The organism is Pantoea sp. B566 (assembly GCF_024793925.1).
In the GTDB taxonomy this organism is placed as follows: Bacteria; Pseudomonadota; Gammaproteobacteria; order Enterobacterales; family Enterobacteriaceae; genus Pantoea; species Pantoea ananatis.
This window is the reverse complement of the sequence record NZ_JANUQL010000003.1, coordinates 3,899,508-3,914,478: the sequence shown is the minus strand read 5'-3', so window position 1 is coordinate 3,914,478 and position 14,971 is coordinate 3,899,508. Positions and strand designations below refer to the sequence as shown.

The following is a 14,971-nucleotide window of genomic DNA, read 5'->3' as shown; positions in this document are numbered from 1 at the left end:
CCACGGGCAAGCCCGTGGTTAAAGAAGAATCGATCTTAGCCGTTACGAGTGAACCGACACCTGTTCAGCCCCTTTTAACCGATCAACCAGCGCCACAATCAGCAACATCACCAGTGATGGCGGCAACCAGGCAAGGCCCTGGTCGGCTAACGGCAGATGCTGACTCAATGCGGGTAACGCTGCTGTAAACCCGGTGGTTTTGATGGCGTCAAGGATACCAAAGAGCAGGCTGACCAGCATAGTCGGCGCGATAATACGGCTGCTTTTATTCCACCAGTTCAGCGTAAAACTCAGCACGACCAGCACGATACAAGGCGGATAAATAGCCGTCAGCACCGGAATCGAAATCTGAATCAGATGGCTCAGCCCCAGGTTCGATACCACCATCGAGAACAGGCCCAGTACAAAGACCAGCGTTTTGTAAGACAAGGGCAAATACTGCGCGAAAAACTCTGCGCAGGCACAGGTCAGCCCGACCGCGGTCACCATACAGGCAATAAAAATCAGGGCGGCAAGGAAGAAGCTGCCCATATCACCAAAGGTCTGCTGAACGTAAGCATGGAGAATTGCCGCACCGTTGGCATTCTGATCCACTAATGCACCACTGCCTGCGCCCAGTTTAAACAGACTAAGGTAAACCAGGGTCAAACCAATGCCGGCGATAACCCCGGCTAAAACCGTGTAACGGGTTAACAGCGCCGCATTATCAATCCCGCGCGAACGTGCGGCGTTAACGATGACAATGCCGAAGACCATTGCGCCCAGCGTATCCATGGTGAGATAGCCGTTAACAAAACCACTGGAAAATGCGGCGCGCTGATAGTCCGCCGTCGCAGGAATCGTTCCTCCCGCCGGCCACAGCAGAGCCGCGACGCCCAGCAGCGTCAGGGCTGCAATTTTTAGCGGTGCCAGAAAATGGCCGACCGTATCCAGCAATTTCCCCGGATAGAGGGAAATCACCATCACCAGCACAAAGTAAATCAGGCTGTAGATAAACAGCGGCAGCTCGCCATCGCCGGTAAGTGGAGCAATGCCCACCTCAAATGAGACCGTGGCGGTACGCGGCGTGGCAAAAAGCGGCCCTACCGCCAGGTAGCAGACCGTGGCCAGAACCACACCCGCAACTTTGCCGATGGGCGTGCTCAGGGCATCAATCCCGCCGCCGACGCGCGCAAGCGCGATCACGGTGATAACGGGCAGACCGACTGCGGTAAGCAGAAAACCAATAGCGGCCACCCAGACATGTTCGCCTGACTGAATACCCACCATGGGAGGAAAGATGATGTTACCCGCACCAACAAACAGGGCAAACGTCATGAAGCCCAGCGCGAGAATGTCTTTAACGGTTAAACGATGTGTCATACGGCCTGTCACTGATGTTGCGATGAAAGATAAGTTTGCGTTGCCCCCTCGCTGCGTTAATACAACGACCGACCAGATGATGACAGCGCATTATGCGCAGCGTCTGGTTTAGCGCAGGTGATTTAAGCTGCTTTTTTTCTGTTCACAGAGGGATAAATCGACAACGGCGGTAAGTAAAACGTTTATAGCGAAGAAAGGCAATACGGGATCGGAAAACCAGAGGGTTATTTCGCAATTTGAATCAATATTAGAGGATCACATCAATATTCTCTGCAACAGCATCAGATGATGTGCTTTAAAAATAAACAAGCGATGGTAAATATCAGCATAAATGCGGGTTTGTATGCACAAGTGGCGCATTTATTGCGCCACGCTGCACACATTCCGCTATCACCAGACCTGATTCGCGACGTTCACGACCAGTCGAATCTTCTGCCACTGCTCTGCTTCGCTCAGGCTGTTGCCCTCTTCCGTCGAGGCAAAACCACACTGCGGACTGAGGCAAATCTGATCGAGGCTGATGTACTGGGTCGCTTCCTGCAGGCGCGCTTTCACCTGTTCGGCATCTTCCAGTTCACCCACCTTCGTGGTAATTAAGCCAAGCACCGCCTGCTGATGGCCGGGCTTGATGAACCGCAGTGGTTCGAATCCGCCAGAGCGATGATTGTCGTATTCAAGGAAAAACGCATCCACATTCACGGAGCCGAACAGGATCTCGGCCACCGGTTCGTAGCCACCTTCAGAAATCCAGGTGGAGCGGAAATTGCCACGGCACACATGCAGGCCTACGGTCAGGTCGGCCGGTTTCCCTTCTAACGCCTTATTCAGGACGCGCGCGTAGGTGCGGGCCAGCTGGTCTGGATCGTCGCCACGTTCGCGGATCTCCCGCTTTTGATCGTCTGAACAAAGGTAGGCCCAGACGGTATCGTCCAGCTGTAAGTAGCGACAGCCCGCGTCGTAAAAAGCTTTGATCGCCTCTTTGTAGGTCTGTGCCAGATCGTCAAAGTACACATCGAGATCGGGGTAAACGTCAGCGTCGATGACTTTTCGGCCGCCGCGAAAATGCAGCACGCTCGGGCTGGGAATCGTCATTTTGGCTACCGCATCACCTGCTACGCTCTGCAGGAAACGAAAATGATCCAGCATCGGATGCCCGTCAAAACCCAGTTTGCCGGTGATTTTTACGCCGTGCGCTTTCGTCTGCACGCCGTTGAACTGAATGCCCTGCTCGGCTTCAAAATGCTCAACACCTTTCAGACCGTAGAAAAAGTCAAAATGCCACCAGCCGCGGCGAAATTCGCCATCGGTCACGACCTTAAGGCCATTTTCACGCTGCTTCGCGACCACGTCCCGAATCGCGTCGTTTTCAATATCGCGCAGTTCATCAGCGTCGATCTCACCCGCATGAAATTTTTCGCGGGCATGCTTAATAGCGGCGGGACGAAGAAAGCTGCCAACGGTGTCGGCGCGAAACGGGGCGGTTTGTCTTTGCATGATCACTCCTGGTCACCGGCCAGATAATTTCGGGCGGGAATAGTTACACAATGTTATTTTAGCCTTCCAGATGGCTAAACGTCTGGATGTAGATTCCCACGCGATGTGCTCACGTGCAAACGAATAATATTCACTTGAGATGAAATAATTTCATGTTGCGAGGCCGGATTCTGACTGTGCTCCCCTTGAGGTTTGCACCGAGGCAATCGGCGGGGATTTATGCCCCTGATGCGGCACAGGTCCCCGCCAGACGTGCGGCAGGAACGGGAAAACATGGGCGAAGGCGGTAACCCCTTTGGCTGTGGGCGAGCGGTGAAACTTACCGGAGGGAGGCGCGTGCCTGGTCCATTTGCGTTTCAGACAGCGGCAGATAGCCGGCCTCGATGACGCGCTGCTGCCCTGCACTAGACAGAACCTGTTCCAGAAAGGCGGCTAACAATGGCGGTAAGGGCTTACCTGGCACTTTATTAACGTACAGGTAGAGCGGGCGTGCCCAGGGATAGCGACCGCTGCGGATAGATTCAGGATCGGGCGCAACGGCTTCCCCCCTTTTTGTCATAACCGGCAGCAGTTTTACCCCACTCAGGTGAAAACCGAAGCTGGCATAACCGATGCTGCGCGGATCCCCGGCGACCGCCTGTACCACCGCCGCCGAGCCGGGAAACTCCGCCACGTCGTTGCGGAAATCGCCCTGACACAGCGCCTGCTGCTTGAAGAATCCCCATGTGCCGGAGGCCGAGTTGCGGCCATAGCGCTGGATAGATCGCTGCTGCCACTCAGCCTGATGCAGACCCAAATCGCCCCAGCGTTCGGGCACCTGGTGTGCGCCACACAGACGCGTGACGGAGAACAACGCATCAAGCTGGCGGGGATCGATGGACGTCAGCGGATTGCGCTGGTTGACCACCACCACCAACGCGTCCATCGCCACCGGCACGGCCAACGGAGGATAACCGTATCGCGCCTCAAACGCCTGGCGCTCATCCGCCTGCATGGGACGGCTCATTGCCCCTAACTGGACGGATCCGGCTGTCAGCGCGGTTGGCGCCGTTGAGGAGCCCGATGCCTGAACCTGCACATTTACCCCGGGTGACTGACGGCTAAAGTCATCGCCCCACAGGGTCATCAGATAGCCGAGCGTGTCCGAGCCTGCGCTGCTGAGATTGCCTGAAAGCATCACAGGCTGCGCCTGCACCAAGGCAGGCAAGAGAGAAAAGAACAGCACAAAAAGAAGGCGCATCGTTCCGGTCCGTCAGCAGTTAATGAACCGCATTCTCCTGCATCCCGTTAGTCACAATCAACCGTGGTGCCAGGGTAAAGGTAAAACAGGTTTCCTGGTGCGGGATGCTGGTGATCTCCAGCCGCGCATTGTGATGGCTGAGCGCATGCTTCACGATGGCCAGCCCAAGACCGCTGCCGCCGGTCGCACGTGAACGCGCTTTATCCACCCGATAAAACCGCTCTGTCAGGCGCGGGATGTGCTCAGGTGGAATGCCGGGGCCGTTATCACAGGCTGTAAATACCGCGCCCTGCTTGCTGCGCAGCCAGCTGATATCAATGCGCGTCCCCTCGGGCGTGTGGTTCACCGCGTTGTAGACCAGGTTGGAGATAGCACTGCGTAATTGTTCATCATTGCCAAACACTTTCAGGTGAGGATCGGTATGAAAATGGATGGCGTGACGTCCGCCGCTCAGGGTTTCAGCTTCATGCTGCAGGAGTTTGAGCATAACCGGTACATCAACCTTTTCTTTCAGGTTAATGGCCGGAGCCGCCTCAATGCGCGACAGCGTCAGGAGCTGTTTGACCAGGCTATCCATTCGCCGGGTTTGCTCCGACATCGTGTGCAACGCTTTGTCCCGTGAGCGCTGATTCATGACGGAGTCATTCATCATTTCCAGATAGCCCTGAAGCACCGTTAAAGGCGTGCGCAGTTCATGGCTGACGTTGGCAAAGAAGTTTCGCCGTGCCCCTTCAAGCTGATGCATCTGGGTCACGTCGCGAGCCACCATCAGCCACTGGCCTTCGCTGTAGGGCATCACACGGAATTCCATGTGGTGCTGGTTATTCAGCACCAGCGTAAGCGGCTTATCGAAATCACGTTGCCGTAGATAGCGAGAAAATTCAGGATAACGCAGCAGATTAAGGATATTTTGCCCGTTATCTTCTGGCCAGCGCAGCCCCAGGTGCTGCTGGGCCAGGCCATTGCACCAGAAAATAGTGCCCTCTTCGGTGGTGAGTATCACGGCGTCCGGCAGCGACTCCGCGCCGCTGCGAAACCGCTTAATCAGATTACCTAATTCGCGCCGCCGCCGCCGGTTGCGCAGTTGCATTTGATACAACCCGTAAAACAGCGGTTCCCAACTGGCCTGTCCGGACGGTGGCGTCATCGTGCGATCCAGCCACAGCCAGTGAGACAGGCGCATCAGGTTGTAAAAATGCCACAGTAAAATACCGACTACGCTCAGTAACAGCAGCCACGGCAAATAGCCGAACAGCAGGCCGAGCACCAGCGCAGGCAGACACGCCAGCACCAGTTCGGACAGTAATCTCTTCCAGGAGAGGCGTTCCAGCACGGTTAAAGCTCCGTTTAAAAGCGGGCAGAGAAACGATAACCTGTTCCGCGTACGGTTTGTACCATGCGATCGTGGCCGGTCAGTTCCAGCGCCTTACGTAAACGACGAATATGAACGTCAACCGTACGATCTTCAACATAGACGTTAGTGCCCCAGACATGATTGAGTAACTGCTCACGGCTGTAAACACGTTCAGGATGGGTCATAAAGAAATGCAGCAGCTTGTATTCTGTCGGCCCCATTTCCAGCGGTGTGGTTTCTGACATCACGCGATGCGAAGAGGGATCCAGGCTCAGGCCCTGCATTTCGATCACATCTTCTACCGCCATCGGCGAAATACGACGCATAACGGCTTTAATTCGCGCCATCAGCTCTTTCGGGGAAAACGGTTTGGTGATGTAGTCATCGGCACCGACTTCCAGTCCGCGTACCCGATCTTCTTCTTCGCCGCGCGCGGTGAGCATCATGACCGGTATATCACGCGTCATGGCTTCACGCTTAAGATGTTTAATAAATTGTATGCCGCTGCCGCCGGGTAACATCCAGTCCAGCAGGATCAGGTCAGGCCAGGGTTCAATCAGCTTGCTGACGGCGCTGTCATAATCTTCTGCCTCAATCGGCTGATAATCGTTTTGTTCCAGTACGAAACATAACATTTCACGGATTGGAGCTTCATCTTCCACAACTAAAATGCGCTTAGCCATTATTACTCCTGCAGGTAGGACGGCTTTCACTGATATTTGCGGCGCCATTATGCGTCAGTTTTGTGACACTTTTATGAAAAAGTTAGCCATAAAAACCGGCCTGCAACAACCATTTATGACAACATGACGACATGTTTTGTGGCTTTAGTGACTGAGCCAGTATAATTGCCGGGCAAATCGATTTGGCAGGGAGTTTTATGCGCATTATCCACACCGCTGACTGGCACCTGGGGCAGTTCTTCTATAACAAGAGCCGCGCCGCCGAGCACCAGGCTTTTCTTGACTGGCTGTTAATACAGATCGAACAGCATCAGGTCGATGCGCTGATTGTGGCGGGTGACCTGTTTGATACCGGTACGCCGCCCAGCTATGCGCGTGAAATGTTTAACCGCTTCGTGGTGGCGTTACAGCCCAGCGGCTGTCAACTGGTGGTGCTGGCGGGCAATCATGACTCGGTGGCAACGCTGAATGAATCGCGCGAACTGCTGGCCTGTCTGAACACCCGGGTCGTTGCCACGCCGCAGGAGAGTGACGACGTCATGATCCTGACAACCCGTCAGGGTGAACCCGGCGCGCTGCTGTGCGCGATTCCCTATCTGCGCCCGCGCGACATTATGCGCAGCCAGGCCGGTCAGTCTGGACGGGATAAACAGCTCAGCCTGCTGGAGGCCATCAGCGCCCATTATCAGCGCAGCTTCGCGGCGGCACAGGCGCTGAACATGTCCCTGCCGATCGTGGCGACCGGCCACCTTACCGCCCTTGGCGTCAGCAAAAGTGACTCCGTGCGCGATATCTACATCGGCACGCTGGATGCGTTTCCTGCCTCGGCGTTTCCGCCGGCCGATTACATCGCCCTTGGACATATTCATCGCGCTCAGCGCGTCGCGAACAGCGACCATATTCGCTACAGCGGCTCCCCTATTCCGCTGAGCTTTGACGAGCTGGGCAGCGAAAAAAGTGTCTGTCTGCTGACTTTCAGCCCGCGCGGCCTGGAAACCCTGACCCTGCCGGTTCCCACCTTCCAGCCGATGCAGATGCTTAAAGGCTCCCTGGCGCAAATCAGTGAGCAGCTCGCCCACCTTTCCCCTCCCAGCGGAGAGAAGCCGGTCTGGCTCGATATTGAAGTCACCACCCAGGAGTACTTAAGCGATCTGCAGCGCCAGGTTGAAGCGCTGACGGCAGATTTACCGGTGGAAGTGCTGCTATTACGCCGCAGTCGTGAACAGCGCCAGCACAGCCTGGCGCAAACGGATAACGAAACCCTGAGCGAACTTAAGGTCGAAGAGGTTTTTGCCCGACGCCTGGCGCTTAATGAGGAGCTTGATGACAAGCAGATCGCCCAGGTCACGACCCTGTTTAAGCAGACGCTGGCCGACCTGGAGGCGAACCCATGAAGATCCTCACGCTGCGATTCAAAAACCTGAATGCGCTGAAAGGAGAATGGTTTATCGATTTTCGCACCGAACCTTTCGCCAGTAATGGTCTGTTTGCCATTACCGGCGCGACAGGTGCCGGTAAAACCACCTTACTGGACGCTATCTGCCTGGCGCTGTATCACCAGACGCCGCGTCTGGGGGCGATTTCTCAGGGCCACAACCCGCTGATGACGCGCGACTGCGCCGAGTGCCTGGCCGAAGTCGAGTTTGAAATCAAAGGCGAGGCCTGGCGGGCATTCTGGAGCCAGAACCGCGCACGAGGCACGGCCGACGGCAAACTGCAGGCTCCCCGCGTCGAGCTGGCTCGCTGCGCAGATAATCAGATCGTTGCAGACAAAGTGGGCGACAAGCTCAAGCTTACCGAAACGCTTAGCGGCCTGGATTTTGAACGTTTTACCCGTTCAATGATGCTGTCACAGGGCCAGTTCGCCGCATTTCTTAACGCCAAAGCGAATGAGCGCGCAGAGCTGCTGGAAGAGCTGACCGGAACGGAAATTTACGGGCTGGTTTCCATGGCCGCGTTTGAGCGCCATAAAGAAGCCAAAAATGCGCTGGAACTGATGCGCAGTCGGGCAGGCGGCATGGCACTGCTTGATGAGGCGACCCGCGCCGGGCTGCAGCAACAGCAGTCAGCCCTGACTGAGGCCGAGCAGCAACTCAGCCGTCAGTTTGACACCGCTCAGCGGCAGCAGCAGTGGCTGCAGCTGGCACAGCAGCTGAGCGCGGATGCTGAACAGGTGAACGCCGCCCGTCAGGCCGCCGACGCGGCGAGTCAGGCGGCAGAGGCCGATCGCCAGCGTCTGGCACGAAGTGAACCAGCAGAAAAACTGCGCGGTGCGCTGCAACAGCGCGACAACCTGCAGACTGAACGCGCGGAGCTGCAACAGCGTCAGCAGCAGTTAAACCAGCAGATGCAGGCGACCGCCCACGAGCAGCAGCAGTTGCAGCAGCGTTATCAGGAAACCGAAGCGGCGCGCGAACAGGTGCGTTTGCAACAGCACCAGCAGGAAACGCTACTGAGCGGACAGGTTATTCCACTCGATCAGGCGCTCTCGGCCCTGCAGCAGCAAATTCAACAGCTGCAGCATGAAACCGCACAGCAGCAGGCGAGCTGTACGCAGCGTGAACAGGCGATGCAAACCGAGCAACATAAGGTCAGCGATCTCCAGCAGGCGCTGGCACAGCAGCAGGCGCGTCGGCAACAGCTGGCGGATATGCCGGTTTGGGGCGAAAATCTTCCGCTGTGGCAGGACCGCTTTGCTCAACTGGCCCGCCATGAAACCGATCAGGCGGCGTCGGCGCAGCAAATTCAGCAACAGGCGTTGCAGCTTCATCAGCGCCAGCAGCAGGTCGAACAGCTGCAACAACAGCTTGCGCCATTGAACCAGGCCGGGCAACTCACGCAGCAGACCTTGTCTGACGCTGAGCAAGCACTAACATCGCTCCATAAGGCGCATCCTCCCGAAGCCTTGCGTCAGGCCTTAAAGCAGTTAACTCAACAGCGTGACGCACGTCAGACGCTGACGTTACTTGCAGCCCAGTGGCAGCCGCTACATCAGCAGCGCGGTCAGTATGAAAAACGGTTACAGGATCTGGAAAAAGCCTGCCAGCAGGCTGAGGCTGAATTACTGACGCTGCGGGAAACATGGAAGCGGGAGAAACAGCAACTCACCGACGTTGAGAAGATTTGCCAGCTTGAAAGCCATATTGCCGATCTGGAGGAACACCGGGCGCGGCTGGAGGCCGGGCAACCCTGCCCTTTGTGCGGTTCCTGCGAACATCCCGCGGTTGAAACCTACCGCACGCTCGAAGTCAGCGCCAACCAACAGCGCAAAGCCGTGCTGCAAAAACAGGTGGAAGCGCTGAGCGAAACCGGTACGGCCAAAAATGAGCAGATAAAACACCTGAAGGGCCAGCAGCAGTCTCTGCGCGACGAGCTCGCCAGTGTAGTGCAGCAGCTGGATGCATTGACCCAGCGCTGGCAGGCACTGAGCGGTGAGCTTGCGCTTACCTTCACTCTGAACGACACCGACGCGCTGGGCCACTGGCTGCAGGCGCAAAGCCGTCAGGAACAGGCATTAACTACGCAGACAGAGACGCTGGAACACGCCGAGCGAACGTATCAGGCGGCAAAAGAACAGCATCTGCAACAGCAGCAGACACAGCAGCAACACCAGCAAACGCTGCAGTTGACGCAACAGCAGCTGGAGAACGAACACCAGGCGTTACTGACTTTACAGCGCCATCACCAACAGGCTCAGGCGAATGCTCAGCCGCTCCAGGAGGGGCTGGCGCAACAATTCGCAGGCTTCGGCCTGACGCTGCCTGACAGCGCACAGCGCGACAGCTGGCTGGCTGAACAGCAACAGCGCTGGCAGCAGTGGCAGGAAAGTGAGCGGTTGCTTGCTAACTTGCAGCCTCAGTTGGCGCGTGCGGAAAGCCAGGCTGACGCCCTGCGCCAACAGCTGCAGCTTGAGCAGCAGCGCCTGAATCAGCAGCAACAGCAGCTTGCCGCACTGGACCAGCAATACCGCGAAAAACGTCAGCAGCGTGAGACGTTGTTTGGCAATCGGGATGTCATTCAGGCCCGTCGGCAGATGCAGGAGAGCGTCGAGCATCATGAGGCGCAGCTGACGCAGCAGCGTGAACGGCTGCAGCAGTCTCAGGCTGAAGCCAGCCGCCTCCACGGCCAACTGACGTTGCTGGAGAGCCAGCTACACAGGTTGGGCACTCGCCTGACGGACGCTGAGCAGCACTTCAACGCCGCGCTGGCTACGGCTGAATTCCCGGACGAGGCGAGCCTGCGGGCCGCGTTGCTTGACGAGCATGAAGCGCAACAGCTTCGCCAGCGACTGCAGCAGATCGATCAGCATCTGCTCCATCAACAATCCCGCCTGGCAGAGCTGCAGCAACGGCTGGCAACCCACGAGCAGGCTAAACCCGATAAGATGCCTGAGTCCGCCGATGCACTGACCACACAGCAGGAAGCGTTGCGGCATTCCCTGAGGGAGAACGCCAGTCAGCAGGGACAACTGCAGCAGCAGTTGCAAAGCGACGCCAGCCTGCGGACCCAGCAGCAAACGTTGCTGGCTCAGATTGCGCAGGAGGAAACCACGCTGGCGCAGTGGGCGTTGCTTAACGATCTGATCGGCTCGGCGACCGGGGATAAATTCCGGCGCTTTGCCCAGGGACTCACGCTCGATCACCTGGTGGCGCTGGCTAACCGCCAGCTGGATCGTCTGCATGGTCGCTACCTTTTACAGCGCCGCGCCATCGATGCGCTGGAACTGGACGTGGTGGATACCTGGCAGGCGGACAGCGCACGCGATACCCGCACGCTGTCAGGTGGAGAAAGCTTTCTGGTGAGCCTTGCGCTGGCGCTGGCGCTGTCCGATCTGGTCAGCCATAAAACGCGCATCGAGTCGTTATTTCTTGATGAGGGTTTCGGCACGCTGGACGCAGAGACGCTGGATACCGCACTGGATGCGCTGGATGCGCTCAATGCCAGTGGAAAAACCATTGGCGTGATCAGTCACGTCGAGGCGATGAAAGAGCGCATTCCGGTGCAAATTAAGGTCCGCAAAATGAATGGCCTGGGTTACAGCAAACTTGAATTGCCGGGTACGTAAGAGGTTAATTATGTTGAGATGTACAGGAATTATGGCGGCCACGATGCTGCTGCTGGCAGGATGCAGCCATCATCCTGAGGCTTCCGAAGCGCAATGCGCGTCAGGCCTGCCCCAGGCGCAGTGTCAGGACGTGAACCGCTATATTCGCGAGGTCAATGCGTCCGTCATGCGCAATTTTCACAATGCGAAAAACTATGTGGGCCAGCGTTGCCTGGTGACGGCACAGCGTCGCCCGGATGGGCGCTATAACGTGATGCGAACAGAAGGAAATGAGTCGCTGTGCCTGAAGGCCTGGCAGAGCGTCAGCAGCGCGCGGGATATGCCTTTGCCTCCACCGCACGCCCCACAGCAGCTCGTCTTTGCCTTCGCGCCGGTTCGCTGAGCCAGCCCTGTGCATCCTTCAGTATGTTGCACAGGGCCGCAGGCCACGGCGGCGTTTATTCCGGCCACAGCCAGGCCGCGCCGCGCACACCGCTTGAATCCCCGTGCATCGCTTTCAGCACCGGCGTTTCACACTCGCCGCCAAAAACCCATTTCTTCATCAGCGTGGGCACCGTCTGGTACAGACGGTCCACGTTGCTCATGCCGCCGCCCAGCACAATCACGTCGGGATCGATCAGGTTGACAACCTGAGCCAGGGATTTTGCCAGACGGATTTCATAGCGGCTCATTGCCAGTGCAGCCACGGGATCCTGCTGTTCCAGCAGTTTGACAATCTCAGCGCCTTTGCGCGCCACACCGCTTAGCCGCTGATAGTCGATAGCAAAGCCGGTACCGGAAACAAAGGTTTCAATGCAGCCCTGCTGGCCACAATAACAGGGGACTTCCGCGCGGTAACGCAACTCGTCTTCATCCATCCACGGTAAAGGATTATGACCCCATTCGCCCGCATTGCCGTTGCCGCCAATGCGTGACGCGCCGTTTATCGCTACGCCTGCGCCCGAACCGGTGCCGATGATTACCCCAAACACCAGTGCCTGCCCCGCGCCCGCGCCATCGACCGCTTCGGACACGGCCAGACAATTCGCGTCATTGGCTATGCGGATGTCACGATTCAGCGCCTGCGCCAAATCTTTATCCAGCGGCTGACCGTTTAGCCAGGTGGAGTTCGCGTTTTTCACCCGCTGCGTATAGGGCGAAATCGTGCCCGGAATACCTAAGCCTACCGTCCCGGTTTGGCCGGTTTTTTCTTCGGCGAGGCGGACTAAATCAACGATGGCCTGCACGGTCGCCCGGTAGTCGTCACGGGGCGTGGAAATCCGATGGCGAAACAGCTCTTTTCCCTCGCCGGACAGCGCAATCACTTCTGTTTTGGTGCCGCCCAAATCAATGCCTATGCGCACGGTTTATTCCTCATTATTCGTTAGGGTGTTTTCTACACTAAAAGGCGAATGCCTGAAAGGCAATGAAACCGCTCCGATGTTTCGCTATCATGCGCACACTTAGTGAGATTTGTGCGCCCGATCGCGCCACGGTAAGGAATCCCGATGTTGTGGTTTAAAAATATGATGGTTTATCGTCTGAATCGTGACATTCCGTTGTCCGCAGACGACATGGAAAAACAGCTGGAGGCTTTCACCTTCTCGCCCTGCGGCAGTCAGGACATGAGCAAGACCGGGTGGGTGGCACCGATGGGCAATCGCAGCGATGCCCTGACCCACGTCAACAACGGTCAGATTGTCATTTGCGCGCGCAAAGAAGAAAAAATCCTGCCCTCTCCGGTCGTGAAGCAGGCGCTGGAGGCAAAAATCGACAAGCTTGAGGCAGAGCAGAGCCGCAAGCTAAAAAAGACGGAAAAAGATTCGCTGAAAGATGAAGTGCTGCACAGCCTTTTACCGCGTGCGTTCAGCCGTTTCAGTCAGACCTATATGTGGATCGACACCGTGAACAACCTGATCATGGTGGACTGCGCCAGCGCTAAAAAAGCCGAAGACACGCTGGCTCTGCTGCGTAAAAGCCTGGGTTCGCTGCCGGTTGTGCCCCTGACGCTGGAAAGTCCGATTGAACTTACCCTGACCGAATGGGTGCGTTCCGGGGATGTTCCGGCCGGTTTTGCCCTCATGGACGAAGCCGAGCTCAAGGCCATTCTGGAAGATGGCGGCGTGATTCGCTGCAAGAAACAGGATCTGGTGTGCGATGAAATTGCCAACCATATCGAAGCCGGTAAGCTGGTGACCAAGCTGGCGCTGGACTGGCAGGAGCGTATTCAGTTCGTATTATCCGACGACGGCTCGGTGAAACGCCTGAAGTTCAGCGATACGCTGCGTGACCAGAATGATGATATCGATCGAGAAGATTTTGCGCAGCGTTTTGATGCAGACTTTATTCTGATGACCAGCGAACTGGCAGCCCTGACCAGCAATCTGGTTGAAGCGTTAGGTGGCGAAGCTCAGCGTTAATGCATTTGGCCGCAGATTGCCTGCGGCCGTTCTTCTTAGTCTTTCAGATAGCGGCAAAGATATGCGCTCGGCTCGCCTACCTGCAGATGAAACTCGCTGTGGCCCGGTACGTTAAACACCGATCCCGCCTCAAACCATTTCCACTCTGTCTCACCCGGCAGCAACACTTTCATTGAGCCGCTTACCACGGTCATCTCTTCCGGTTGGGCGGTGCCAAACGTGTATTCACCTTCTGCCATAACACCGACGCTGGCACGGCCGGTGCTCGCACTGTCAAAACCGATGGATTTAACTTTTCCGTCAAAATACTCACTTACATTGAGCATAAACCTTCCTCACAGCACATTAGGGTGACTGGCAGTGTAGAAGGGAACTTGCTGATCTGTCACGCGAAATAGTGAGTGATTGTGATCGCCGCGCGGCAATGGCTGCCGCGGGAACCGGGGGAAATCAATGGCTTCCTTGCCAGAGCAGAGGCTTACTCTTTTTCTACATCTTCATAGCGATCTTTTGCATCATGCGCTTCCTGCTCTGATTCGTGCTCGCTGATTAACGAATCTGGCTTGGGATGGTCGGCCCGCAGTTGCCATGACGTCACTTTTTTGCCTTCGGGGCCTTTTTCCACAGTGACAACGCGCGCTTCTCGGGGGTAAGGAGGTCTTGTCGGCATAATGTGTCCCTCTTCGCTAAATGACATTCCACACGACAGGCGATTGCCTGCCATGGGATAAGTATAGTCAATACGGCGGAAAGGACGGCGAAAGCGGGATAAATCTGAGGGTTAACTGGCACGCGCCAGAGATAATGACTGCAGGATCTGTTCAACGACGCGTTCAGGTGCCAGCATGGCGTTCACCTCGTGATGCGCGGCAGAACGGTACAGGTGCGCACGGGCGCGCAGCACTTCACCCATTTCTTCCGCGATGGGGCGTCCGGTTAACGTGGGGCGCTGAGCATTTTCCGGCTGGCTTTCCAGACGACGAGCCAGGATATCAGGCGGTGCACTTAACCAGATCACCTGACCGTGCTCACGCATATAACGGCGATTACCTTCCGCCAGCACCATTCCGCCACCGGTGGCGATAATGGTTGACGGGGCGGTTACGGCTTTGAGCGAGTCGGTTTCACGCGCACGAAAGCTCTCCCATCCTTCCGCAGCCACAATTTCCGCTACGGTACGCTGCGTCGTGAATTGCAGGTGATGATCGGTATCGCGAAACGCATAACCCAGCGCATGAGACAGGGCTTCACCGATAGTGGTTTTTCCGCATCCGCGCGCACCGATCAAAAAAATGGACAAGGACATCAGGGCAGTTCCTCCGCCGCGCAGCCCATCACAGCTGCAGGTTAGGCTCAATAATAGGACGCATCATA

Annotated in this window: 13 protein-coding genes; 4 read left to right on the top strand and 9 right to left on the bottom strand. The window is 56.7% G+C overall.

The features are described from left to right. Positions 1-42: 42 nt before the first annotated feature. The 5 genes from brnQ to phoB form a co-directional block, all read right to left on the bottom strand. Positions 43-1,362, bottom strand: a complete 1,320-nt coding sequence (gene brnQ, locus NYE92_RS19825; RefSeq protein ID WP_014593055.1) for a branched-chain amino acid transport system II carrier protein — start codon at positions 1,360-1,362, stop codon at positions 43-45. Positions 1,363-1,752: 390 nt separating this feature from the next. Next, on the bottom strand, positions 1,753-2,856 hold the full coding sequence (locus NYE92_RS19820) for a cobalamin-independent methionine synthase II family protein (RefSeq protein ID WP_014606455.1): 1,104 nt from the start codon (positions 2,854-2,856) through the stop codon (positions 1,753-1,755). Positions 2,857-3,175: 319 nt separating this feature from the next. Continuing rightward, positions 3,176-4,096 carry a PstS family phosphate ABC transporter substrate-binding protein gene (locus tag NYE92_RS19815; protein ID WP_259019381.1) on the bottom strand — a complete coding sequence of 307 codons (921 nt, stop codon included), beginning with the start codon at positions 4,094-4,096 and terminating at the stop codon, positions 3,176-3,178. Between the two features lie 19 nt (positions 4,097-4,115). Further along, positions 4,116-5,429 carry a phosphate regulon sensor histidine kinase PhoR gene (gene phoR, locus NYE92_RS19810; protein WP_259019380.1) on the bottom strand — a complete coding sequence of 438 codons (1,314 nt, stop codon included), beginning with the start codon at positions 5,427-5,429 and terminating at the stop codon, positions 4,116-4,118. Between the two features lie 14 nt (positions 5,430-5,443). Continuing rightward, the gene (phoB, locus tag NYE92_RS19805) at positions 5,444-6,133 is read right to left on the bottom strand and encodes a phosphate response regulator transcription factor PhoB (protein ID WP_014606457.1); all 690 of its coding nucleotides are present in this window, start codon (positions 6,131-6,133) and stop codon (positions 5,444-5,446) included. A gap of 197 nt (positions 6,134-6,330) precedes the next feature. Here phoB and sbcD point away from each other — a divergent pair, with 197 nt between their 5' ends. The 3 genes from sbcD to NYE92_RS19790 are packed head-to-tail and all read left to right on the top strand — an operon-like array spanning position 6,331 to position 11,580. Further along, a complete protein-coding gene (gene sbcD, locus NYE92_RS19800; protein WP_022622671.1) occupies positions 6,331-7,527 on the top strand; it encodes an exonuclease subunit SbcD in 1,197 nt (398 codons plus the stop codon). Further along, on the top strand, positions 7,524-11,198 hold the full coding sequence (locus NYE92_RS19795) for an AAA family ATPase (RefSeq protein WP_259019379.1): 3,675 nt from the start codon (positions 7,524-7,526) through the stop codon (positions 11,196-11,198). The genes sbcD and NYE92_RS19795 overlap by 4 nt, the downstream gene beginning before the upstream one ends. Positions 11,199-11,208: 10 nt before the next feature. Then, positions 11,209-11,580, top strand: coding sequence for a cell envelope integrity TolA C-terminal domain-containing protein (locus NYE92_RS19790; protein WP_014606460.1), 372 nt, complete (start codon positions 11,209-11,211; stop codon positions 11,578-11,580). Between the two features lie 55 nt (positions 11,581-11,635). Here the strand turns inward: NYE92_RS19790 and mak are convergent, their stop codons facing one another. Next, complete coding sequence (gene mak, locus NYE92_RS19785; protein ID WP_013024840.1) at positions 11,636-12,541, bottom strand: fructokinase; 906 nt, start codon at positions 12,539-12,541, stop codon at positions 11,636-11,638. 144 nt (positions 12,542-12,685) lie between these two features. Between mak and rdgC the strand changes: the two genes are divergently transcribed. Further along, entirely contained in the window at positions 12,686-13,597 is a 912-nt protein-coding gene (gene rdgC / locus NYE92_RS19780) for a recombination-associated protein RdgC (RefSeq protein WP_013024839.1), read from the top strand. Between the two features lie 35 nt (positions 13,598-13,632). On the opposite strand, the gene ppnP is transcribed toward rdgC, so the two are convergent. From ppnP to aroL, 3 genes are all read right to left on the bottom strand, one after another. Next, positions 13,633-13,923: a pyrimidine/purine nucleoside phosphorylase gene (gene ppnP, locus NYE92_RS19775; RefSeq protein WP_013024838.1), complete on the bottom strand. Its 291-nt coding sequence runs from the start codon at positions 13,921-13,923 to the stop codon at positions 13,633-13,635. A gap of 152 nt (positions 13,924-14,075) precedes the next feature. After that, positions 14,076-14,267: a YaiA family protein gene (locus NYE92_RS19770; protein ID WP_014606461.1), complete on the bottom strand. Its 192-nt coding sequence runs from the start codon at positions 14,265-14,267 to the stop codon at positions 14,076-14,078. A 111-nt stretch (positions 14,268-14,378) separates the two neighbouring features. Further along, the gene (aroL, locus tag NYE92_RS19765) at positions 14,379-14,903 is read right to left on the bottom strand and encodes a shikimate kinase AroL (protein ID WP_014593048.1); all 525 of its coding nucleotides are present in this window, start codon (positions 14,901-14,903) and stop codon (positions 14,379-14,381) included. Positions 14,904-14,971 lie beyond the last annotated feature (68 nt).

Excerpts from the sequence above, each read along its gene's own strand:
- NYE92_RS19820 (WP_014606455.1), bottom strand. The coding sequence starts at position 2,856 with ATGCAAAGACAAACCGCCCCGTTTCGCGCCGACACCGTTGGCAGCTTT.
- NYE92_RS19795 (WP_259019379.1), top strand. The coding sequence starts at position 7,524 with ATGAAGATCCTCACGCTGCGATTCAAAAACCTGAATGCGCTGAAAGGA.
- aroL (WP_014593048.1), bottom strand. The coding sequence starts at position 14,903 with ATGTCCTTGTCCATTTTTTTGATCGGTGCGCGCGGATGCGGAAAAACC.
- brnQ (WP_014593055.1), bottom strand. The coding sequence starts at position 1,362 with ATGACACATCGTTTAACCGTTAAAGACATTCTCGCGCTGGGCTTCATG.
- NYE92_RS19790 (WP_014606460.1), top strand. The coding sequence starts at position 11,209 with ATGTTGAGATGTACAGGAATTATGGCGGCCACGATGCTGCTGCTGGCA.
- NYE92_RS19815 (WP_259019381.1), bottom strand. The coding sequence starts at position 4,096 with ATGCGCCTTCTTTTTGTGCTGTTCTTTTCTCTCTTGCCTGCCTTGGTG.
- rdgC (WP_013024839.1), top strand. The coding sequence starts at position 12,686 with ATGTTGTGGTTTAAAAATATGATGGTTTATCGTCTGAATCGTGACATT.
- ppnP (WP_013024838.1), bottom strand. The coding sequence starts at position 13,923 with ATGCTCAATGTAAGTGAGTATTTTGACGGAAAAGTTAAATCCATCGGT.
- phoB (WP_014606457.1), bottom strand. The coding sequence starts at position 6,133 with ATGGCTAAGCGCATTTTAGTTGTGGAAGATGAAGCTCCAATCCGTGAA.
- sbcD (WP_022622671.1), top strand. The coding sequence starts at position 6,331 with ATGCGCATTATCCACACCGCTGACTGGCACCTGGGGCAGTTCTTCTAT.
- NYE92_RS19770 (WP_014606461.1), bottom strand. The coding sequence starts at position 14,267 with ATGCCGACAAGACCTCCTTACCCCCGAGAAGCGCGCGTTGTCACTGTG.